This is a genomic window from Kitasatospora sp. NPDC001539 (genome assembly GCF_040298565.1).
In the GTDB taxonomy this organism is placed as follows: Bacteria; Actinomycetota; Actinomycetes; order Streptomycetales; family Streptomycetaceae; genus Kitasatospora.
Window position 1 is genome coordinate 1 of sequence record NZ_JBEPAK010000128.1, and the last position, 20,692, is coordinate 20,692.

At 73.5% G+C, this 20,692-nt stretch carries 13 protein-coding genes; 8 read left to right on the forward strand and 5 right to left on the reverse strand.

What is annotated here, in order from left to right; all coding sequences use genetic code 11:
• Window positions 1-181: 181 nt before the first annotated feature.
• A complete protein-coding gene (locus tag ABT247_RS20275; RefSeq protein ID WP_350744195.1) occupies window positions 182-1,330 on the forward strand; it encodes an alpha/beta hydrolase family protein in 1,149 nt (382 codons plus the stop codon).
• A gap of 189 nt (window positions 1,331-1,519) precedes the next feature.
• Window positions 1,520-2,125, forward strand: coding sequence for an SGNH/GDSL hydrolase family protein (locus ABT247_RS20280; RefSeq protein WP_350744196.1), 606 nt, complete (start codon window positions 1,520-1,522; stop codon window positions 2,123-2,125).
• Between the two features lie 108 nt (window positions 2,126-2,233).
• Here ABT247_RS20280 and ABT247_RS20285 read toward each other — a convergent pair whose 3' ends face one another.
• Window positions 2,234-2,761: an ArsR/SmtB family transcription factor gene (locus ABT247_RS20285; RefSeq protein WP_350744197.1), complete on the reverse strand. Its 528-nt coding sequence runs from the start codon at window positions 2,759-2,761 to the stop codon at window positions 2,234-2,236.
• Window positions 2,762-2,818: 57 nt separating this feature from the next.
• Between ABT247_RS20285 and ABT247_RS20290 the strand changes: the two genes are divergently transcribed.
• Entirely contained in the window at window positions 2,819-3,739 is a 921-nt protein-coding gene (locus ABT247_RS20290; RefSeq protein ID WP_350744198.1) for a S41 family peptidase, read from the forward strand.
• A 177-nt stretch (window positions 3,740-3,916) separates the two neighbouring features.
• On the opposite strand, the gene ABT247_RS20295 is transcribed toward ABT247_RS20290, so the two are convergent.
• From ABT247_RS20295 to ABT247_RS20310, 4 genes are all read right to left on the reverse strand, one after another.
• Window positions 3,917-4,612: a DUF7158 domain-containing protein gene (locus ABT247_RS20295; protein ID WP_350744199.1), complete on the reverse strand. Its 696-nt coding sequence runs from the start codon at window positions 4,610-4,612 to the stop codon at window positions 3,917-3,919.
• Window positions 4,609-8,919, reverse strand: coding sequence for a glycoside hydrolase family 38 N-terminal domain-containing protein (locus ABT247_RS20300; RefSeq protein ID WP_350744200.1), 4,311 nt, complete (start codon window positions 8,917-8,919; stop codon window positions 4,609-4,611). Before ABT247_RS20300 ends, ABT247_RS20295 begins: the two co-directional genes overlap by 4 nt.
• Window positions 8,920-8,968: 49 nt before the next feature.
• Window positions 8,969-11,413 (reverse strand): endo-beta-N-acetylglucosaminidase, encoded by a 2,445-nt coding sequence (locus tag ABT247_RS20305; protein WP_350744201.1) that lies wholly within the window; start codon window positions 11,411-11,413, stop codon window positions 8,969-8,971.
• A 398-nt stretch (window positions 11,414-11,811) separates the two neighbouring features.
• Window positions 11,812-12,858 (reverse strand): LacI family DNA-binding transcriptional regulator, encoded by a 1,047-nt coding sequence (locus ABT247_RS20310; RefSeq protein WP_350744202.1) that lies wholly within the window; start codon window positions 12,856-12,858, stop codon window positions 11,812-11,814.
• A gap of 131 nt (window positions 12,859-12,989) precedes the next feature.
• On the opposite strand from ABT247_RS20310, the gene ABT247_RS20315 reads away from it, so the two are divergent.
• The 5 genes from ABT247_RS20315 (at window position 12,990) to ABT247_RS20335 (ending at window position 20,612) form a co-directional block, all read left to right on the forward strand.
• Window positions 12,990-14,279, forward strand: coding sequence for an ABC transporter substrate-binding protein (locus ABT247_RS20315; RefSeq protein WP_350744203.1), 1,290 nt, complete (start codon window positions 12,990-12,992; stop codon window positions 14,277-14,279).
• 137 nt (window positions 14,280-14,416) lie between these two features.
• Window positions 14,417-15,289, forward strand: coding sequence for a carbohydrate ABC transporter permease (locus ABT247_RS20320; protein ID WP_350744204.1), 873 nt, complete (start codon window positions 14,417-14,419; stop codon window positions 15,287-15,289).
• Between the two features lie 4 nt (window positions 15,290-15,293).
• A complete protein-coding gene (locus ABT247_RS20325; protein WP_350744205.1) occupies window positions 15,294-16,199 on the forward strand; it encodes a carbohydrate ABC transporter permease in 906 nt (301 codons plus the stop codon).
• Between the two features lie 70 nt (window positions 16,200-16,269).
• Window positions 16,270-17,526, forward strand: coding sequence for a glycoside hydrolase 5 family protein (locus tag ABT247_RS20330; protein WP_350744206.1), 1,257 nt, complete (start codon window positions 16,270-16,272; stop codon window positions 17,524-17,526).
• 38 nt (window positions 17,527-17,564) lie between these two features.
• On the forward strand, window positions 17,565-20,612 hold the full coding sequence (locus tag ABT247_RS20335) for an alpha-mannosidase (protein ID WP_350744207.1): 3,048 nt from the start codon (window positions 17,565-17,567) through the stop codon (window positions 20,610-20,612).
• Window positions 20,613-20,692: the final 80 nt, after the last annotated feature.

Sequence of the window (20,692 nt, forward strand, 5' to 3'; positions counted from 1 at the left end):
ACCACCCCGCCACCCCGGCCCCCCGAGCGCCGCACCGCTCGGCGGGCCGCCCCGAACGGCCGGTTCGCCGTTGCCCTCCGGCCTGTCGCGGCCTCCGGCGCGGCCGACTCGGCTCTACTGGTGCGGCGGATCCGGCCTCCCGGCTGCGCCGGTCCGGCCCTCGACCTCTCGGAGTCCCCGGATGCCCCTGCGCAGGTCCCCGTCCCGCCGGATCGCGACCGCCGGCCGGGCGCTCGCCCTGATCGCCGCACTGGGGTGGACGGCGGGCTGCGGCAGCGGCGCTGCCCTCCGCGCCCCGGCGCCCAGCTCCGCCGTCCCGTCCGTCAACGCCGCCGCTCCGACCGGCACCGGCTCTTCGGCCACCGCCCCGGGCGACCACGAGGTGTCGTTCGTCGTCAACGGCACCACGACCTACGGCACCCTGCACATCCCGCAGGGCCCCACCGACGCGAAGCTGCCGGCCGCGCTCCTGCTGCCCGGCAGCGGCCCGACCGACCGCAACGGCAACCAACCCCCGCAGCTCATGCCCGACACCCTCGCCGACCTCGCCAGGCTCATGGGCGACGACGGGATCATGACCCTGCGGTACGACAAGTACTCCACCGGGCAGACCGGACTCGGTGCCTACGCCGACCACCCGGGTGCCGTCGACCTCGACGCCTTCGTCCAACAGGCCGCCGCCGGCTACCGGTTCCTCGCCGCCCAGCCGGGCGCCGACCCGCAGAAGCTGCTCATCGCGGGCCACAGTGAGGGCGCCCTGATCGCCCTGGAGGTCGACCGGGACGCCGCACCGGCTCCGGCCCCCGCCGGCCTGGCGCTGCTGGAACCCCAGGACATGCGCCTGCTGGACCTGGTGACCCTCCAGGTGGACCAGCAGGTGGACGCCGCCGTCTCCGCCGGGCAACTCGACTCCGCCCGGGCGGCGGCCCTCAGGACCGCCGTCACCAACGGCGTGTCCGAGATCCGCTCCGGCCGGCCCGCCGACACCGCCGGCCTGCCCGGGTCGATCGCCGCGGTGTTCCAGAGCCTCAACGGCAACCTCGCGTTCGCCCGGACCGACGACGCGGTCGACCCGGCCGACCTCGCGGCCAAGGTCCCGCCGGCCACCAAGGTCATGGTGACCTGCGGCACCGCGGACACCCAGGTGCCCTGCTCCAGCACCGGCCCGCTGGCCGACGCCCTCAAGTCCGCCGGCACCGGCGGTCCCGGCCTGGTCACCCTCCCCGGCGTCGATCACCTCCTCCAGCCCGCAGGGTCGCCACCCGGCACGGACACCCTCGCCCCCGCCGCCCGACAGGCCGTCCACGCCTTCGACCAGCTCTGGCACTGAAGCGGCGGCCGGTTTTTCCGGGCTGCCCCGCCTGACGTTCCGGCTCCGCCCCGACGGGCCGGGGCCTCGGCGGCCGACGACCGGCGGCCCCGGCCGGGTGCGCGACCGCGCCCGAATATGATCAACCTCCCTGATGCGGACAGACCGCCGCCGCATCGCAGGACGAACGATCAAGGGGGATACGCGCGCATGGTCGCACTCTCGGACGAGCCGATGACCTGGGTCATGGCCGGGGACAGCATCACCCAGGCCGTCCACCACACCCACGGCGCCCGCGGCTGGGTGGAGCACGTGCAGGAACGCCTGTGCTGGCAGCTCGGCCGGCTGACGGACATCGTGGTCAACTCGGGCGTCTCGGGCTGGACGGCCACGGACATGCTCGGCGCGTACGAGTTCCGCATCGGACGGTTCACCCCGGACGTCCTGTCGCTGTCCCTCGGCACCAACGACGCGCTCGCCGGGTCGGACGGCCTCGAGAGGTTCCGCGGCGCGATGCGCGAGATCATCGCCCGGTCGGCGGGCGCGCAGATCGTGCTGCACACGCCCCTCGTCGTCAGCCACGGCGAACGAGCCACCCGCGCCGGACTGCCCGCCTACTGCCAGGCCGTCCGCGACCTCGCCGAGGAGACCGGCGCCCTGCTCGTCGACCACGAGGCCGACTGGCTCGCCCACTTCCCCGATCGCGAGGCCCTCGCCTGGCTGGACGACCCCGCCCACCCCAACGCCGCCGGCCACCTCCACCTGGCCAACCACACACTGCGCACCCTCGGCCTGGGCGAACTCACCGAGCTGTGACGAGGCGGCCGCCCCGTCGAGTCGGGTCCGCGCACCCGGCTCGGCGGGCGGCCCGGCGGCGAGGTCGTGATCCGCGCCGGCACGGGCGCCGCTGGACCGGCCTACGCCCTACGCACCGGGCCGGCGCCCCTGCGGCCCGGCCTGCTGGTAGAGCGTCACCAGGAGGCCGTGCACCGGCTCGCCCTCCGGGTCCTCCTCGGTGTCGTCGACCAGAGCGGCCAGCGCCTCGGCGAGCCGGGCCGCCTTGGCCGGGCTGAGTCGGAGGTGGCGCAGCGTCAGGAGGTGGTCGGCGGGCGAGCGGTCCAGCTCCTGGGCGACGGCTCCGAGCAGCGCGGCCGTGCCCTCGGGCTGGGGTTCGTCGACGAGGAGCCGCTCGGCGGTGCGCCGGTAGTACTTCTCGGTTCCGCCGCGCACCCGTCGCGTTCCCGCGTCCTGGACCAGCCCCGCCTCGGTCAGCACCCTCAGGTGGTGGGAGACGCTGCCCTTGTTCACTCCCAGCTGCGCGGCGAGCCGGCTGATCGTCGAGGGCCGGCTGCTCAGGGCGAACAGCAGGCGCTGGCGCACGGGGTGGGCGAGTGCGGTGTGCTGAAGGGGCGTGCTGATCCGCTGGACGCCGTCGTCTGGTCGGTGGCTCACCCGATCAAGCGTTAAGTACGTTTGACGCTTTGGCAAGGCGCTGGTCTACTCCGTCCCATGACCTCCACCACATCGCCGTCCGCCCTGGACGCCACCGCCGCCGTCGCCGTCGTCGAGTCGATCGCCGAGCTGGTCCGCGAGAACTACGTGTTCCCCGAGGCCGCCGGGCAACTGGCGGCCCTGCTGCGGCGCCGCAGTGCCGAGGGTGCCTACCGGGCCTCCTCCGTCGAGGAGTTGGCCGAGGCGGTCACCGCGGACCTGCGGTCCGTCAACGGCGACCTGCACCTGGCCCTCAAGTACCACGCCGTACCGGTGCCGCAGGAGCAGGGTGCGGCGGCACTCGCCGCGATGCGGAGGGAGTTCGACGCCTCACTCGGCGGCATACCACGCGTGGAACTGCTCGACGGCGGCGTCGCGGTCCTGGAGATCGCCCCCAACCTGTTCCCGCTGGACTGGGCGGCGCAGCCGCTGACCGCGGCGCTCTCGCTGGTGGCCCCCGCCCGCGCCCTGATCCTCGACCTGCGCCGGAACGTCGGCGGCGATCCGGACACCGTCGCCTTCGTCTGCGGCTACCTGCTCGACGGCCGCACCCATCTCAACACCATGCTCTCGCGGCAGGGCGAGGTGGCCGAGCAGTCCTGGACGCCCCCCTTCGTACCGGGCGCCCGCTTCGGCGCCGACAAGCCGCTCTACGTGCTGACGAGCGGAAGCACCTTCTCCGCGGGCGAGGAGCTCGCCTACGACCTCCAGCAGCTCGGGCGCGCCGAGGTCGTCGGGGAGGCCACCCGGGGCGGCGCGCACCCGCGCGAGGGCTGGACGGTGCACCCGCACCTGGAGCTCAGCGTGCCCGTCGCCCGCTCGGTCAACCCGGTCTCGGGCACCAACTGGGAGGGCACCGGGGTCCGGCCCGATGTGCCGTGCGACGCCGGGGCGGCGCTCGACCGCGCGCTGTCCCTGGCGGTGGCGCGCCTGACCTGAGCCCTCGGGCGGTTCCGCAGCGGACCGCAACGGCCGTCCGGGGCGCGGCGGTCGGGCTCACCGGCCGGGGCGCCGTCGGCCGGCCACGGCGGCACGAGCGGACGAGCGGGCGAGCGGGCGAGCGGGCAAGCGGGCAAGCGGGCAAGCGGGCCGGCCGGCCGGCCGACCAGCCGCTGCTCAGTGGCGGTGGTGGTTGTCGGGTTGGGCCGGGTCGCCGGGGTGTTCCAGCCCCTCCACCAGGGTGATGCGTCGCGCCCGTTCCCGGTCGAGCCAGCGGACGAAGGCGGCGCGGCGGGCGGCTTCGCGCAGGGCGGGGACGGGGTCGTCATCCTGCGGGGCTGTGAGGGTGGCGAGGAGGGCGGCCTTCCACGCGCCCACGGTGACCCAGGCGCCGGGCGGAGCGGCGCGCAGGGCCTCGACGAGGGCGGCGGGAAGGGTCTCGGGGTCGGCTTCGAACGTGCCGTCGGGCCCGGCGAGGTGCCAGCGGGTGAGCGGTGGTCGGGCGGTCAGGGTGCGGTAGCGGGCGATGCCGGCGGGTGACGGCTCGACATCAGCGGTGACCGCCCGGTAGACCGCCCGGACGGCGGCGCTGCCCTCGTACGCGGCCGCCGTGATCGAGCCGAGTTCGACGGCGGCTCGGTGGTCGAGTCGGACAGGACGCTCCTCGGCGACGGGCAGGTCCCGCTCGCGGGCGACTGCCTCGCAGAGGGCTTCCGTCAGCAGCACCTGGGCGACCCAGCGGGTGAGCTGGCGGTCCTCCGAGCTGCCCGGCCGGGGCAGGGCGGTGGCGCGCGGACCGGTCCGCAGGGCGGCGAGGCGCCGGTCGAGAGCGGTGCGCGGGAGGGGGCGCCCGTCGAGCAGGCCGAGCGTCACGCCTCCACCACCAGGGCGACGGTCGGCGCGTACTGGCAGCGGCCGAACCACATGACCTTGGCCAGCGCCCAGTACGCGCCGGGGTCGGCGGATTCGGGCACCGCGACGGCGAAGTCGGCGGTCACCGACCGGCCTGCCGGGACGGTGAAGCCTCGGACGGGGTCGGCGATGGCGTCCCAGGTGCCCCACGGGGAGACGAGTTGCAGCTCGCCCCGGATCTCGCCGCGGGTGCGGTTGGTGAGGGTGAGGCCCAAGGTGGCCCCGCCGCCGGCCGCGATCCGGAGGGACTCGGAGGAGACACCGACGGACAGGCCGGTGTCGCGGCCGCCGACGGCCGCGGTGCCCTGCGCCGCCGTCCAGTCATCGGGGGTGTCCCCGGGGACGGGAAGCAGCTCGGGCAGGTCACCGACGGCGATGGTCACCACGTCCTCGATCTGCTGGCCGTCGTGCTCGACCCGGACGGCGGCGAAGTGGAGGCCCGGCTCGACGTCCGACGGGGGCGCCAGGGTGACCGGGAAGCGCAGGTACCCGCCCGCGGTCAACCGGTACGGGCGGCTGCCGGGGCTCGCCGTCCACCCCTCCAGGGGCAGCACGACGGCCGTGCCCTCGACGGTGGTGTCCCGGAGCTGGGAGGAGAGGGCGACGGAGAGCGTCACCGCCTCGCCCGCCGTCCGCAGCAGCCCCGGCGAGGCGCCGACCGAGACCGGGAGGTAGCCGAGCGGGGCCGGGCCCCGGTTGTGCAGCCAGTAGCGGGCGTGGACGGGCTGGGCCGGCTCCGCGGTCGGGCCGAGGGCGGGCCCGTCGCCGGCAGCCGCGATCGCGGGGGCGGCGAGCACGGTGGCGATCCGCGAGCCGGGGAGGTCCAGGCCGCCGGCCGCCGCCCCGAGCGGGCGTTCCAGCAGATCGGCCGGCCGGACGCCGCCCAACCCGAGCGCACCGCTGAGCCGCGCCGTCCGTCCGAGACCGGTGGACTCGACCAGTCGGACGGTGAGGTCGCGCCGGTCGGACGCCGTCGCGCCGTGGGCGACCGGGTTCCCGGCCGGCTTGAGCGCGCCGAGCAGCACCTCCCGCTGCGGCTCTATCCGCAGCCAGGACAGGGTGGCGGGTAGCGGTCCCTCCTGGGCCGGCACGATCCGCGCGTACAGCGGGTGGTTGAACTCCTGGCCGCGCGCGGGCAGCGCCTGCTCCCGCCAGTCGCCGTTCCCGCTGACCAGTGCGTAGGTGAACTCGTGCGTCCAGTGCTGGAGTTGGAAGGACGCACCGTCCGGCAGGGTGCGCCGGGGCGGATCGATCCAGACCCCGGACGGCCAGCCGGTGCACGAGCGCAGCAACGACAGGTGCAGCGCGCCGGTGGCGTCCACCGCGAAGCCGGGCAGGCCGAAGGTGAGCAACGCGACGCTGTGGTCCGCGAGTCGGTCGGAAACCCGGCCCGGGCAGACGGCGGTGATCCGGGCATCGGCGAGGTCGGCGACCAGCGCGGCGGGCTCGGTCACGATCAGCGCGGGCAGCGCCCGCAGGTCGCGCAGGTCCGCGTCCGGGCGCCAGACGTCGGCGAGCGGCGTCAGCGCCGGGACCCACACCGCGCCGTGCGCCTTCAGCGCGGCCGCGTAGTCCTCGCCCGCCCGGTCGACCAACTCCCGTGCGGCCTCGTTCACGTCCGGTCCGCCGACGACGATCCGGAAGTCCGGCAGGTTGGAGTCCACGTCCAGCCAGCCGTACCGCGCCCAGTCCGCCGCCGAGGTGGTGGCGGTGACCCCGATCCGGGCGAGCGCGACCACCAGCGGCCGGGCGTCGGCGGCCGCGTCCAGTGCCGGCACGACGACCTCCGCCACGCCGAGGGCCCGCGAGCCGGTCACCGTGCCCGTCGGGTCGGTCAGGCTCACCCGCGCGGTGGCGCCCAGCCCGAACCAGGTGTTGGCCGGGTTGTCCAGGGTCCACGGCGCCTGCGCCGCGTCGACGTCCGGCATGGCGAAGCCGCGCCCGATGACGGCGCCCGCCACCTCGCTGACCGGCAGCCCGCCGGGCACGTCCACCGGGAAGCGCAGCCGCAGCAGCCGGTCGGCGCCGGAGTGGTCCACGATCCGGGTCCGGCAGTCGACCCGGTCCAGCCCGCGCCACAGGGTCACGGTCTGTTCGTACCGGATGCCGTCGACCGTCCCCTCGATCACCAGCCGCTCGCCGAGCGGCCCGGCCTCCCGGCGGACCGAGGCGGGGGCGGCGCCTGACCCGACCACCGGTCCGCTCGGCACCAGGTGCCACGGACCCTCGCCGAAGTCCGGGTGCTGCGGGTACTCCTGGTACACCCGCAGTTCGTTGCCGATCCGGCCGCCCTGGATCAACTCCCGCCCGTGCCGGAGGTCGTGGACCGAGGAGAGCCCGCCGCCGCGCGCCGGGTCGGCCGTCACGCGGTAGCGGGCACCGGTGATCACGGTTCCCTCGGCGGCCGTCCACGCCGGGTGGGCCGCGCCCTGCGCCAACCGCCAGGTGCGCCAGCCGAGTGCCGGAACGTCCTCCGCCAGGAAGCGCAGCACGCCCCGGTCGACGGCGCTCGGCACGGGCCGGCCGGCCTCGTCCAGCACCCGTACGGAGCGTTCGCCGGGCGGCAGCTGCACCGACACCAGGTCCGTCCGGTCGAAGGACAGCGTGTTGGTGACCACCACCGCCGAGCCGAGGTCCGCCGTCGACCCGGCGCCCGCGGCCGTGCCGGCATCCGCCGTCGTGCCGAGGGCCGCCGCCGAGCCGGCACCCGCCGTCGAGATCCGTGCCGTCAGCGCGTCGAGCGCCGCGTCCCGGACGGCGCTCGCCAGGTCGTACGCCTCCCGCCAGCCGCCGAGCAGGTCCAGGTAGACCTGGTCCGACTCCGAACCGGTGATCGCGTCGTGGTGCGCGCCGTAGGCGAGGTGGCGCCACACCTTGTCGAGCGCGGCCCCGGGGTAAAACCCGAGTCCGTTCACCACGGCCAGCGTGGCGAGCTTCTCGGCGTCCACCGCCGCGACCTCGCCCGCCCGTTGGGCCTGTTTGGTGTCGATGTACGAGACGTCCTTGCCGGTGTACACCGGGTTCATGTCGCGGGTCTGCGGGCTGGGCCGGCGACCGGTGGCCGCGAGTTCGGCCCGGACGGCGTCGAGGAAGTCGCGCGGGGTGGCGCAGACGAACCGGGGCCAGAGGTACTTGGCCGCCCAGGAGCGGTGGATCTCGGTGACCCACTTGTTCGGCGGGGTGTAGTCGGTGCCGACGGGCAGCAGCAGGTTCCTCGTCGCGCCGACCGGCTTGAGCTTCCGGTACAGCTCGTAGACGGCCTGCTCGGCGGTCGCGAGGTCCGGCGAGGAGTCCATCCACCAGCCGGCCGAGTAGTGGTGCGGCATGTAGTGGGTGAGCACGCCGTCGCCGCCCGGCGCGATCCACTCGAACTCGCTCGGGAACTGCATCACCCGGGCGTCGTCCTTGGCCGTGCGGAAGTTCTTCTGGATCGGGCCCCACTGGTGGAACGGCCCGCGCGCCCAGGCGCTGCCGGTGAGGCCGGCCGCGGCGAGGTGGCCGGGGAACTGCGGATCGTGCCCGAACACGTCGAGCTGCCAGGCGGTGCGCGGGTCTCCGCCGAGGATGTCGCGCTGGTAGCCGATGCCGTGGACGATGTTGCGGATGGTCGTCTCGGCGCCGGTGAGGTTGGTGTTGGGCTCGTTGTAGGTGCCGCCGACCAGTTCGACCTGCCCGCGTTCCAGCAGCAGGCGCAGGGTTGCGCGGCGCTCCGGGTGCTGGTCGAAGTACGGTTTCAGGTAGTCGACCTCGGCGAGGACGAACTTGTAGACCGGGTCCCGCAACGCGAGGTCCAGGTGCGCGTCGACCAGGGCGAAGCCGTTGCGCTCCCACAGCGGCCGGGTGGTGGCGTCCGCGGAGAGCAGCTCCCAGGGGGAGGTGTAGGCGGCCTGGGTGTTCCACCAGATCGGGTCGTAGTGGAAGTGGGAGACCAGGAACACCGTCCAGCCGGGCTCGGCGACCTCCACGAACGCCTCGGCCGAGGCCTCCGCCGTGTCGGCGGCCGGACCCGCGGCCGGACCCGCGGCCGGGTCGGCGGCCGCACCCGCACGCACGGTGACGGGCAGGCGCGCGCCGGCGGCCGCGCCGGTGATCTCCAGCGGGACCTCGACCGCCCCCGTGCCGGTCGCCTCGCCGCGGACGCCCGGGCCGCTGACGGTGATCCGGGCGGCCGGACCCTCGGTCGTCACCCGCAGGATCTGGCGGGGTGCGTCCTCGGGGCCGACGAACAGGTCGGTGCTCTCGACGGCGGTGATGGTGGTGACCGGCACGGGGGCTTCCTTTCCTCGCCGGACCGGAGGTCCGGAGCAGACGGCGGGGTTACGCCCCCCAGGCCTCGAACTCGTAGACGCGGGCGGCCGGATCGGTCGTCTGGGTGGGCTTGGTGACGACCAGGCGGACGTACCGGGCGGTGGTGTCGACCTGGTGGGTGGTGGTGCCCGCGGTGTTGCCGGTCACGGTGGTGACGGTCGTCCAGGGGTCGGTGGTGGCGGAGCGGACCTGGATCGAGAAGTCCCGGGTGTTGTACGAGGCGCTCTCGCCGCCCGCCTGGGCGTGCTTGACCACGAACCTGTTCAGCTTCTTCACCGAACCGAGTTCCACCTGGAGCCACTTGGCGGAGGTCAGCGTGCACCACTTGTCGCCGGTGCCGCCGTTGACGCTGCCGTTGACGGCCTTGGCCGGCCCCTCGTTGGCGTTGCACTGACCGGAGGCGGTGGCCGGGCGGTTCAGCGCCAGGTTGGTCGAGGTCGGCGGAGTGGCGGTCCAGCTCACCGTGGTGGAGGCGGCGTCGGAACGCCCGTAGGTGGTGGAGACGGCCTCGACGTCCAGGGTGGTGGTCGGCTCGGTCCCGGCCCGGTCGAGCCGGCCGACGAAGTAGGCGTCGTTGGGCGTCGCACCGAGGAACGTCCGGCTGCCGTCCGCGTTGCGCCGGTAGACCTCGTAGTGGTGGACGTTGCCGCCGGGTGCGGCCGTCCAGGAGAGGCGCAGCGACTGGCTGGTGCCGGGGGTCACGTCGCTCGTGCCGAGGACGGTGAACCCGCTGGGAGCCGCCGGTGTCTGCACCGCTCCGTCGTAGACGGCGACCTGGCCGACCTTGAGGTCGTAGGCCGGGTCGGATCCGGCCACCTGGAGGGCGAGCTGGGAGATGGTGCGGCCCGCGTACGGCGAGAGGTCGAGGGTGTGGCGCTCCCAGCCGGTGCCGGAGTTGGAGCCGACGTCCACCGTGGTGAACCTGCCCGGGGAGTCGGTGAAGGAGACGGCGGCCTTGAGCCTGGTCGGCCCGGCGGCCGGGGTCCTGACCACCAGGTCGAGCTTGGTGTTCGCCGCGACCGGCAGGCTGGTCTGGTACAGCCGGACGGTGTTGGTCGCGTCGAGGGTGCCGGTCAGGCGCAGCGAGGAGCCGCCCTGGTAGGCGTCGGTGAAGTCGACGGTCGGGGTGAGCTTGCTCCCGCTGGAGTCGACCACCCAGCGGTAGGTCGGCGGGACGTCCTGGAGCGAGAGGTTGTTCCAGCCGCCGGTGGCGACCCTGACGCCGGCCGCGTCGTAGAAGTCGCCCTGGCCGGTGTTGAAGTTGGTGACGAAGGGCTTGGCGGTGATCGGCGAGGACTCGGCGACGTAACCGGCCAGACCGGGCCAGTTGGACGAGAGGTCGACGTTCGACGGGTCGTTGGAGCCGCCGACCCAGTAGCGGGCGTCCTTGGCGTAGAAGTCGGCGCGGTCGGTGGCGGACTTCCAGGTCCACTCGGGCCGGTAGAGGCCGAGTGAGGTGGTGTGCGGCTGCCCGGCCGGGAAGAGGGTGCTCCAGTCCACGGAGGTGTTGTAGCCGTTGGCTTCGGTGTCGATGCCGGAGTACAGCTCGTACTCGTTGCGGCCGAGTTGCCGGGCGAGCGTGCGGGAGGAGTCCAGGCCGTCGGCCGTCCAGCCGAAGTTGAGGAAGATCGAGTCCGCGGTGCGCTTCGAACCGTCCTGGAGGAAGGGCGAGTTGGCGGTGGTTAGGGCGTTCTGCCAGTCCACCGCGCCGGAGGTGGTCATCGCGTCGTACCACATGAACTCGGTGCCGCTCTGCGCCTTGGTGTACTGCATCAGGTTGCGCAGCTCGGTCGCGAGGCCCGAGTCTCCCCCGCCGGTCTCCTGGTTGATGAACCAGCCGTCGAAGCCGTAGTACTGGGCCGCCTGGACCAGCTTGTCGGCGACGGGGTAGCGGGTGCCCGACCTCTGGACGAAGTCGCGCACCCACTGGATCTGGCCGCCGTACGCGGCGGGCGGGAAGAAGACGGTGCCGTAGACCTTGACGCCGTTGCGGTGGGCGGCGTCGATGACGGTCGGGTTGGGGGCGAGGATCAGGCCCTCACCGGCCGAGCCGCCCCAGAACACCAGTTTGTCGACGTACTGCCAGTAGCCGAAGGCGTAGTAGTTGGGGTCGGCGGAGCCCTGGGAGGGGTTGTTGGAGGTGGGGGCGAAGGAGACCAGCGAGGCGACCTTCCCCTCCCCCGCACGGGCGTTGCGGTTCGCGGCGAGGGCCGGGTCGCTGGTCCGGGGCTGGAGCGGGACGCGGGAGCGGTTGAACCGGGCGTCCGGGTCGGTGGCCGGGTCCCAGCTCAGGAGGGTGCTGGGGTACCAGTAGGAGGCGTACGGCTGGCTTCCCGCGCCGGCGGTGACGGCGGGCGCCGGGGCGGGTCTCGGTTCCGCCGAGGCGGAGGGGGTGGCGGTCAACGCGGCCGTCGCGAGGGCGGCGCTGAGCAGCAGGGGGAGGCGTCGTGACATGCGCTGGCTCCGATCGAGCGGAGGGGTGGGGGCGGGCCCGCCGTCGTGGACGGGGGCCCGGCCGCATGCGGGCGTGCCGGTGCTGGATCAGACGGTGCAGGCGGTTCAGGCGGTGCAGGCGGTGCAGGGCGGTGCAGACGGTTCACACGGATCGCACGGATCACCTGGATCACACGGACGAGGTGGAGACGGCGCCGCTGCGCACCAACGGGGACGCACGAGGGGACGTACAGGGAGGTACGGGCGCAGCGGGAGCCGGGCGGAGCGCGGAGCGAGAGGGGGCGCGGAGCGAGGGGCGGCGCGTCGAGCGTTGCCCGCTCGGCGCAGCGAGGCTAAACCGGTTCAGAACCGCTGTCAACGACTCGCGCAGCATCCACCCCGTCGGGTGAGGCGGAGCCTCAGCCGCCGGTCGGCCCGGCGGGGGCGGCGGCGCCCGGCGGCGAGGTGGACTCCCGTACGGTCAGCCGGGGGGTGGGCATCTGGAGGTCCCGCCCGGGCCCGGTCTCCTCCACCGCCTCCAGCAGGCTGCGCGCGACCTGCTCGCCGAGCGCGAAGGTGTCCCGGCTGAGCGCCGTCAGCGGCGGGTGGACGATCCGGGCGAGCACCGAGTCGTCGAAGGACACGATGGACAGCTCGCCGGGCACCGCGACACCCATCTCCCCCGCGACGCCGAGCCCGGCGACGGCCATCACGTCGCTGTCGTAGACGATCGCGGTGGGCCGCCTGGGCCGGGAGAGCAGGGTGCGGGTGGCCGCCGCGCCCTCGGCGTCGCTGAAGTCGGTGGGCACGGACACGGCCTCCTCGAGGCCGAGCCGGCGGGAGGCGTCGCGCAGCGCGCGGATCCGCCGCTGGGTGTGCTGGAAGTGCGGGAGCCCGGCGAGGTGGGCGATCCGGCGGTGCCCGAGGGCGGCGAGGTAGTCGACGATGGAGAGCATCGCCGCCCGGTCGTCGGCCCAGATCCGCAGCCGGCCGCCGCCCTTGCCGGGACCGCCCAGGACGACGGCGGGCAGAGCGAGTTCGTCCAGCACCGGCAGGCGCGGGTCCTTGACCTGGAGGTCCACCACGATGAAGCCGTCCACCCGGTGTTCGGAGGCCCAGCGGCGGTAAACCTCGATCTCGGCGGCGGTGTCCTCGACCACCATCAGGTGGAGCGCGACGGAGCTGGCGGAGAGCACCGCCTGGAGGCCGGAGAGCAGTTGGCCGAAGAACGGCTCGACCCCGATGGTGCGGGCCGGGCGGGCGATCACCAGGCCGACGGCGTCGGCCCTGGCCCCGCCGAGGGCGCGCGCGGCGCTGTGCGGCCGCCAGTTCATGTCCTCGGCGACCCGCAGGATGCGGGCCCTGGTCGCCTCGCTGACGCCCGGGCGGCCGTTCAGCGCGAAGGACACCGCGCCCTTGGAGACACCCGCCTGGCGCGCGATGTCGGCGATCGTCGGTCTGCCCACAGAACCCGACTCCTCTCTTGACAGCCAAGTTTAGGCGGGAGCATAGTCCCTGCCATAGCTAGACCGGTTTAGTTAGTCAGGTTCTGATATCCGCACCATCCCCCACCCATCCCCAGGACCGGGAGACCCTCATGCGAAGAATCTGGGCGGCACTGACGACCACGGCCCTCACCGCGGCGGCCCTCACCGGCTGCGGGCTCGGCTCCGGCGGCAGCACGAACGGCGACAGCGTGGCGAGTGCGGCCGCCACCGGGGAGGTCAAGGGCAAGGTCTCGCTCCAGACCTGGGCGCTCAAGCCCAAGTTCACCGACTACATGCAGGGCGTCATCGACGGCTTCAAGAAGAAGTACCCCGGCGTCGAGGTCGACTGGCTGGACCAGCCCGGTGAGGGGTACTCCGACAAGGTGCTCAGCCAGGCCGCCTCCGGCACCCTGCCCGACGTGGTCAACCTCCCCCCGGACTTCGCCTACCCGCTCGCCAGGAAGGACGTCCTGCTGGACGTCGCCAAGGCCGACCCCAAGCTCGCCGAGGAGTACGTCGCCGGCGGCGTCGAGGCCTACCGCTACAACGGCTACCAGGGCACCTTTGGCTACCCGTGGTACCTCAACACCGACGTCAACTACTGGAGTTCGGACCTCCTCACGAAGAACGGCCTGGACCCGAAGAAGCCCCCGACCACCCTGGACGAACTGATCGCCCAGGCCCGGGTGATGAAGGAGAAGTCCGGCGGCCAGACCTACCTGATGAGCCGCAAGCCCGGTCTCGGCGACCTCTACAACATCGGTGTGAAGATCATGGCCGACGACGGCAGGTCCTTCACCTTCAACACCCCCGAGGCCGCCGCCCTGCTGGACAAGTACCGGGACGCCTTCAAGGAAGGCCTGATGCCCAACGGCGTGCTGACCGACACCTACGCCGGCAACTCCAAGCTGTTCAGCTCCGGCACGGCCGCCTGGACCACCGGCGGCGGCAACTTCATCACCAGCCTCGCCACGGACAACCCGACGCTCGCGCCGAAGGTCGTCCCCTCCCCCGCGATGGACACCCCGCCGCTGTACGTCCAGGGCCTGTCCATCCCCAAGAGCACCAAGAACCCGGCCGCCGCCGTGGCCCTCGCCCGCTGGGTCACCAGCCCCGAGAACCAGGCCGCCTTCGCGCACCTGACCAGCGTGTTCCCCTCCACCAAGGCCTCCGCGAACGACCCGTTCTTCAGCCGGAGCGACGGCACCAACGCGGGCGACGCCAAGGTGATCGCCTTCACCTCGCTCGCCAAGGCCAAGCTGATCCAGCCGGTCGAGGTGGACGACGCGATGAGCACCGTCATCAAGCAGCAGTTCGCCCTGGCCATCAGCGGCGAGACCAGCTCCCGGCAGGCGCTGGACACCGCCGTCGCGCAGTGCGACAAGCTGCTCAAGGGCTGACCGCCGGCCCGAGGTCCGTACCGCAGCGGCGGCGGGCGCCCCCGGGCCCGCCGTCCCGGGCACGACCCGCACTCCCAGTCCCGCACCGCCCCGCCACCCGGGCCCCGGCGGGGCCGAGCCCCCAGGAAGGCAACCGCATGACCCACCGGCGCTGGTTCACCCCCTGGCTGCTCGCCGGGCCCGCGATACTCTGGCTGGCCGTCTTCAACCTCTGGCCGGCCGTCAACACGGTGATCCTGTCCTTCACCAACGCCAGGCCCCTGGGCGGCGGGCGGTTCACCGGCCTGGAGAACTACGGCCGCCTGCTCGACGACGACCAGCTCGCCGCCGCCCTGCTCAACAGCATCGTCTTCATGCTGGTCTGCCTGCCGCTGCTGACCGTCCTGCCCCTGCTGCTGGCGCTGCTCGTCCAGCGGCGCGTCCCCGGCATCACCTTCTTCCGCACCGCCTTCTACACCCCGGTGATCGCCTCCGCCGTCGTGGTGGCGCTGATCTGGGGCTGGGTGCTGGACGACCGCGGCCTGGTCAACGGGCTGCTCCGGCAGACCGGACTGGCCGACTCCCCGGTCTCCTTCCTCACCGACCGCTGGCTGCTGCTGTTCAGTGCGATCGCCCTGACCGTCTGGAAGGGCCTCGGCTACTACATGGTCATCTACCTGTCCGCCCTCGCCAACGTCCCGCGCGAGCTGCACGAGGCGGCGGCCGTGGACGGCGCGACCTCGCTGCGCCGGTTCTGGCACGTCACCCTGCCCGGGGTGCGCCCGACCATGGTGCTGGTCTCGGCCCTGATCTCGGTCAGCTCGCTGCGCGTCTTCTCGGAGCTGTACGTGCTCTCCAACGGCCAGGGCGGCCCCGGCGGCCGGGACATGTCGGTGGTGATGCTGATCCAGATGTACAGCCGCGGCTTCAACGGCCACCTGGGCTACGCCTCCGCGCTCAGCCTGCTGCTGTTCGTCATCACCCTCGGGCCGATGCTGTTCCTGATGCGGCTGAACCGGAAGGCGGCCTGACCCCGTGACCACGCTCCGCCCGAAGACGACCACCCTCCGTCCGAAGACGACCACCCTCCGCCCGAGGACCGCGCGCGGCTTCAACACCCCCTCCCCCGCGCAGACCGCCGCCCGCTACCTGCTGCTGGTGCTCGTCCTGCTCCTCGTCATCGGCCCGTTCCTGTGGCAACTGTCCACCTCCCTCAAGGGCCCCGCCGAGGACGTCTACACCAGCACCCCGAGCTTCCTGCCCGACCAGCCCACCCTGGGCAACTACGGCAAGGTCGCCGACACCGTCCCGGTGTGGACCTACGCCCTCAACTCGGTGGTGGTGGCGGCCGTCTGCATCACCGGCAACGTGGTCGGCTGCACCCTGGCCGGCTACGCGCTGGCCCGGCTGCGGTTCCGCGGCGCCAGGCTGGTCCTCGGCCTCTTCCTGGCCACCCTGGTGCTGCCCGGCGAGGTCACCATCGTCTCCCAGTACGTGCTGGTGCGCGGCCTCGGCCTGGCCGACAGCCTGGCCGGCGTGGCCCTCCCGGGGGCGATCTCGATGCTCAACGTGCTGCTGATGCGCACCGCGTTCGCCGCCGTACCGGTCGAGCTGGACCAGGCGGCCCTGGTCGACGGCGCCGGCGTCTGGCAGCGGCTGTGGCACATCGGCCTGCCGAACGTGCGCGGCATGCTCAGCGTGATCGTGATCTTCACCTTCATCGGTGCGTGGGACGACTTCCTCTGGCCGCTGATCGTGCTCAACGACCCGCAGAAGTACACCCTCACCGTCGGCCTCCAGTACCTCAACGGCACCTTCTCCGCCAACCCCCGGCTGATCGCGGCCGGCACCATGATCGCCTTCCTGCCGATCGTCGTGGTGTTCGCCGTCTGCCAGCGGTTCTTCTTCAAGGGCGTCGAGGAGGGAGCCGTGAAGGGCTGAGGCGCCCGGAGCCCGCTCCGCAGGACCGCTCGCCGTCCGTACGTCCCGAATCCCGTGGGAGAAGCCCTCCGTGACCACCGCCCCGCGCTTCGGCGTCAACTACACCCCCAGCAACGGCTGGTTCCACCACTGGCTGGACTTCGACCTCGACTCGGTGCGCGCCGACCTCGACTCCGTCGCCGCACTCGGGCTGGACCACGTCCGGGTCTTCCCGCTGTGGCCGCTGTTCCAGCCCAACCGCACCCTGATCCGCCCGCGTGCCGTCGAGCAGCTCACCGCCCTGGTGGACGCGGCCGGCGAGCGCGGCCTGGACGTCGCCGTGGACGGCCTGCAGGGCCACCTGTCGAGCTTCGACTTCCTGCCCTCCTGGACCAGGACCTGGCACCGGCGCAACATCTTCACCGACCCCGAGGTCCTGGACGGGCAAGCGGCCTACCTGCGCACCCTGGCCGGAGCGCTGCGCGAGCGGCCCAACTTCCTCGGGATGACGCTGGGCAACGAGATCAACCAGTTCTCCGGCGCCCCGCACCCCGACCCGGACCGCGTCACGCCCGCCGAGGCGCAGGCCTGGCTGCACCGGATGCTCGCCGCCTGCGAGCAGGGCGCGCCGGGGCGGCTGCACCTGCACGCCTCCTACGACGCGGCCTGGTACCTGGACGAGCACCCGTTCACCCCCTGGCACTCGGCCCGGATCGGCGCCGCCACGGCCGTGCACTCCTGGGTGTTCAACGGCACCGCCCAGCGCTACGGGGCCCGCTCCACCGCCACCGCCCAGCACGCCGCCTACCTGGTCGAGCTGTCCAAGGCCTGGGCGGAGGACCCGGCCCGCCCGGTCTGGCTGCAGGAGGTCGGCGCGCCCGCGCCGCACATCGCCCCCGAGGACGCGGCCCGGTTCACCGGCGCCACCGTCGCGGCCGTGCTGGACTGCCCGGACCTGTGGGGCGTCACCTGGTGGTGCTCGCACGACGTGCACCGCTCGCTCGCCGACTTCCCCGAGCTGGAGTACGGCCTCGGCCTGTTGACCACCGACCGGCAGGTCAAACCGGCCGGTGCCCGGCTCGCCGAGGCGGCCGCCGAGGTCCGCCGCTCCTGGCAGCCGCCGAAGCCCCGCGGCACCGCCGTGGTGGTGGCCACCGGCGACGAGGTCACCTCGCCCCGGCGCTCGGTCTGCGGCCCCGGCGGCCCGGTGTACGAGGCGTTCATGCGCCTCGCCGAGGAGGGCGCCCGCCCGACCGCCGTGCTCGCCGAGCGCGCCGGTGACCGGGCGCACCTGGCCGCGCGCGGAATCACCGAGGTGGTCCACCCCGACGACGTACGTTCCCTCTAGACACCGCCGACCCTCGACACGCAACGGAGCCTGCCGACATGCACGATGACCGCACCCTGGTCGAGTCCCGCCTCAAGCGCGTCCTGGAGGAGCGCATCCTCCCGGCGGTCCACCCCGAGTCCGTCCCGCTGGAGGCCGGCATCTGGACCGCCCCCGGCGAGCCCGTCCCGGTCGCCGAGGGCCTGGCCGCGCCGCGCACCCCGGTCGCCGTCGGTGATGCCTGGGGCGCACCGTGGAGCACCAGTTGGCTGACGGTGCGCGGCACCGTCCCCGAGGCCTGGGCCGGGCGCACGGTCGAGGCGCTGATCGACCTCGGCTTCGACGCCAACATGCCGGGCTTCCAGTGCGAGGGCCTGGTCTACCGGCCGGACGGCAGCCCGGTGAAGGGCCTCAACCCGCGCAACCAGTGGGTGCGGATCGCCGCCCCGGCGGCCGGCGGCGAGCAGGTGCTGCTGCACGTCGAGGCCGCTGCCAACCCGGTGATCCTGGACTACCACCCCTTCCTCCCCACGGACCTGGGGGACCGGGAGACGGCCGGCGACCGGCCGCAGTACCGGCTGGCCCGGCTGGACCTGGCGGTCTTCGACGACACCGTCTGGCAGCTGTCAATGGACCTCGAGGTGCTCGGCGAGCTGATGGCCGAGCTGCCCGTGGAGGGCGCCCGGCGCTGGGAGGTCCTGCGCGCCGTCGAGCGCTGCCTCGACGCGATCGACCTGCAGGACGTCAACGGGACGGCCGCCGCGGCCCGTGCGGAGCTGGCCGGCGTGCTGGCCGCGCCCGCGGTGCCGTCCGCGCACCGGATCAGCGCGATCGGCCACGCCCACATCGACTCCGCCTGGCTGTGGCCGCTGCGTGAGACCGTCCGCAAGGTGGCCCGCACCACCGCCAACATGACCGCCCTGCTGGAGGAGGAGCCGGACTTCCTCTACACCATGTCGCAGGCGCAGCAGTACGCCTGGATCAAGGAGCACCGCCCCGAGGTGTACGCACGGGTCCGCAAGGCGGTGGCCGAGGGGCGGTTCGTCCCGGCCGGCGGCATGTGGGTGGAGTCCGACACCAACATGCCGAGCTCCGAGGCGATGGCCCGTCAGTTCGTCCACGGCAAAAGGTTCTTCCTGGAGGAGTTCGGGGTCGAGAACCAGGAGGCCTGGCTGCCGGACACCTTCGGCTTCACCGGCGGCCTGCCGCAGATCATCCGCAACGCGGGCTCCAGGTGGCTGCTGACCCAGAAGATCTCGTGGAGCCAGGTCAACAGGTTCCCGCACCACACCTTCCTCTGGGAGGGCATCGACGGGACCCGCATCTTCACCCACTTCCCGCCCGTGGACACCTACAACTGCTCGATGAAGGGCAGCGAGATCGCCCACGCGGCGCGGAACTTCAGGGACAAGGGGGTGGCCCGGCACTCGCTCGCCCCGACCGGCTGGGGCGACGGGGGCGGCGGGACGACCCGCGAGATGGTCGCCAAGGCCGCCCGGCTGCGGAACCTGGAGGGTTCGGCCACCGTCCGCTGGGAGAAGCCCGCCGAGTTCTTCGCCAAGGCCGAGGCCGAGTACCCGAACCCGCCGGTGTGGGTCGGCGAGCTCTACCTGGAGCTGCACCGGGCCACCCTGACCAGCCAGGCGCGCACCAAGCAGGGCAACCGGCGCAGCGAGAACCTGCTGCGCGAGGCCGAACTCTGGTGTGCGACCGCCGCGTTGCGCACCGGCGCGGAGTACCCGTACGAGCAGCTGGACCGGATCTGGAAGACCGTCCTGCTGCACCAGTTCCACGACATCCTGCCCGGCTCCTCGATCGCCTGGGTGCACCGGGAGGCCGAGGCGACGTACGCGGCGCTGGCCGGCGAGCTGGAGGAGCTGATCGGCGCGGCCCAGCAGGCGCTGGCCGGGGAGGCCTCGGGCGGCCGCGAGCTGGTGTTCAACGCGGCGCCGCACGCGCGCTCGGCCGTCCCGGCGGGCGGGGCGGCCGTCGTCGGTGACGCCGGGGCCGGCCCGGTGTGTACGGCGGCCGAGCGGCCCGGTGGCGGCTTCACGCTGGGCAACGGCCTGCTGGAGGTGGTGGTCGACGCGGACGGCCTGATCAGCTCGGTGGTGGAGACGGCGAGCGGCCGGGAGACCGTCGCCCCCGGCAGCCGCGCCAACCTGCTCCAGCTGCACCCGGACTTCCCCAACATGTGGGACGCCTGGGACGTCGACCAGTTCTACCGCAACACCGTCACCGACCTCACCGCCGTGGACGAGCTCACCGCCGCGGTCGAGGCCGACCGCGCCCACGTCCGGATCGCGCGTTCCTTCGGGTCGTCCACCGTCGTCCAGACGCTCACCCTGCGGGCCGGCGAGCAGCGGCTGGACATCGACACGGAAGTGGACTGGCACGAGACCGAGAAGTTCCTCAAGGCCGCGTTCCCGCTGGACGTCCACACCGAGCGCTACGCCGCCGAGACCCAGTTCGGCCACCTCTACCGGCCCACCCACACCAACACCAGCTGGGACGCCGCCAAGTTCGAGGCCTGCAACCACCGCTTCGTCCACCTGGACGAGCCCGGCTGGGGCGTCGCCCTGGTGACCGCCTCCACGTACGGCCACGATGTCACCCGGGCCGTGCGCGACACCGACGGCGGCACCACCACCACGGTCCGCTTCTCGCTGCTGCGCGCCCCGCGCTTCCCCGACCCGAAGACCGACCAGGGCCTGCACCGCTTCCGGCACGCCCTCGTCCCGGGCGCGGCGATCGCCGACGCCGTCCGCGAGGGCTACCGGATCGGCCTGCCCGAGCGGCGGGTCACCGGCAGCGCGGAGCGGGTCGCGCCGCTGGTCGAGCTGGACAACGACGCCCTGGTGGTGAGCGCGGTCAAGCTCGCCGACGACCGCAGCGGGGATCTGATCGTCCGGGTCTACGAGGCGGGCGGCGGCCGTGCCCGGGGCCGGCTCACCACCTCCTTCCCGCTGGCCGGCGCCGTCCCCTGCGACCTGCTGGAGCGGCCCTGGGACGGCACCCGCGGCGAGGTCGCGCTGGAGGACGGCGGGGTGCGGCTCGCGCTGCGGCCGTTCGAACTGGTCACGCTCCGGCTCAGCGCGGCCGCCTGACCGGCCGGTCCGGTCCCCCCGAGTCGGCACACCACCCGTCCGCCTACGCTGTGCGGTGCCCCGGCCCTCGTGGCCGGGGC

Excerpts from the sequence above, each read along its gene's own strand:
- ABT247_RS20275 (WP_350744195.1), top strand. The coding sequence starts at position 182 with ATGCCCCTGCGCAGGTCCCCGTCCCGCCGGATCGCGACCGCCGGCCGG.
- ABT247_RS20280 (WP_350744196.1), top strand. The coding sequence starts at position 1,520 with ATGGTCGCACTCTCGGACGAGCCGATGACCTGGGTCATGGCCGGGGAC.
- ABT247_RS20290 (WP_350744198.1), top strand. The coding sequence starts at position 2,819 with ATGACCTCCACCACATCGCCGTCCGCCCTGGACGCCACCGCCGCCGTC.
- ABT247_RS20305 (WP_350744201.1), bottom strand. The coding sequence starts at position 11,413 with ATGTCACGACGCCTCCCCCTGCTGCTCAGCGCCGCCCTCGCGACGGCC.
- ABT247_RS20315 (WP_350744203.1), top strand. The coding sequence starts at position 12,990 with ATGCGAAGAATCTGGGCGGCACTGACGACCACGGCCCTCACCGCGGCG.
- ABT247_RS20320 (WP_350744204.1), top strand. The coding sequence starts at position 14,417 with ATGACCCACCGGCGCTGGTTCACCCCCTGGCTGCTCGCCGGGCCCGCG.
- ABT247_RS20335 (WP_350744207.1), top strand. The coding sequence starts at position 17,565 with ATGCACGATGACCGCACCCTGGTCGAGTCCCGCCTCAAGCGCGTCCTG.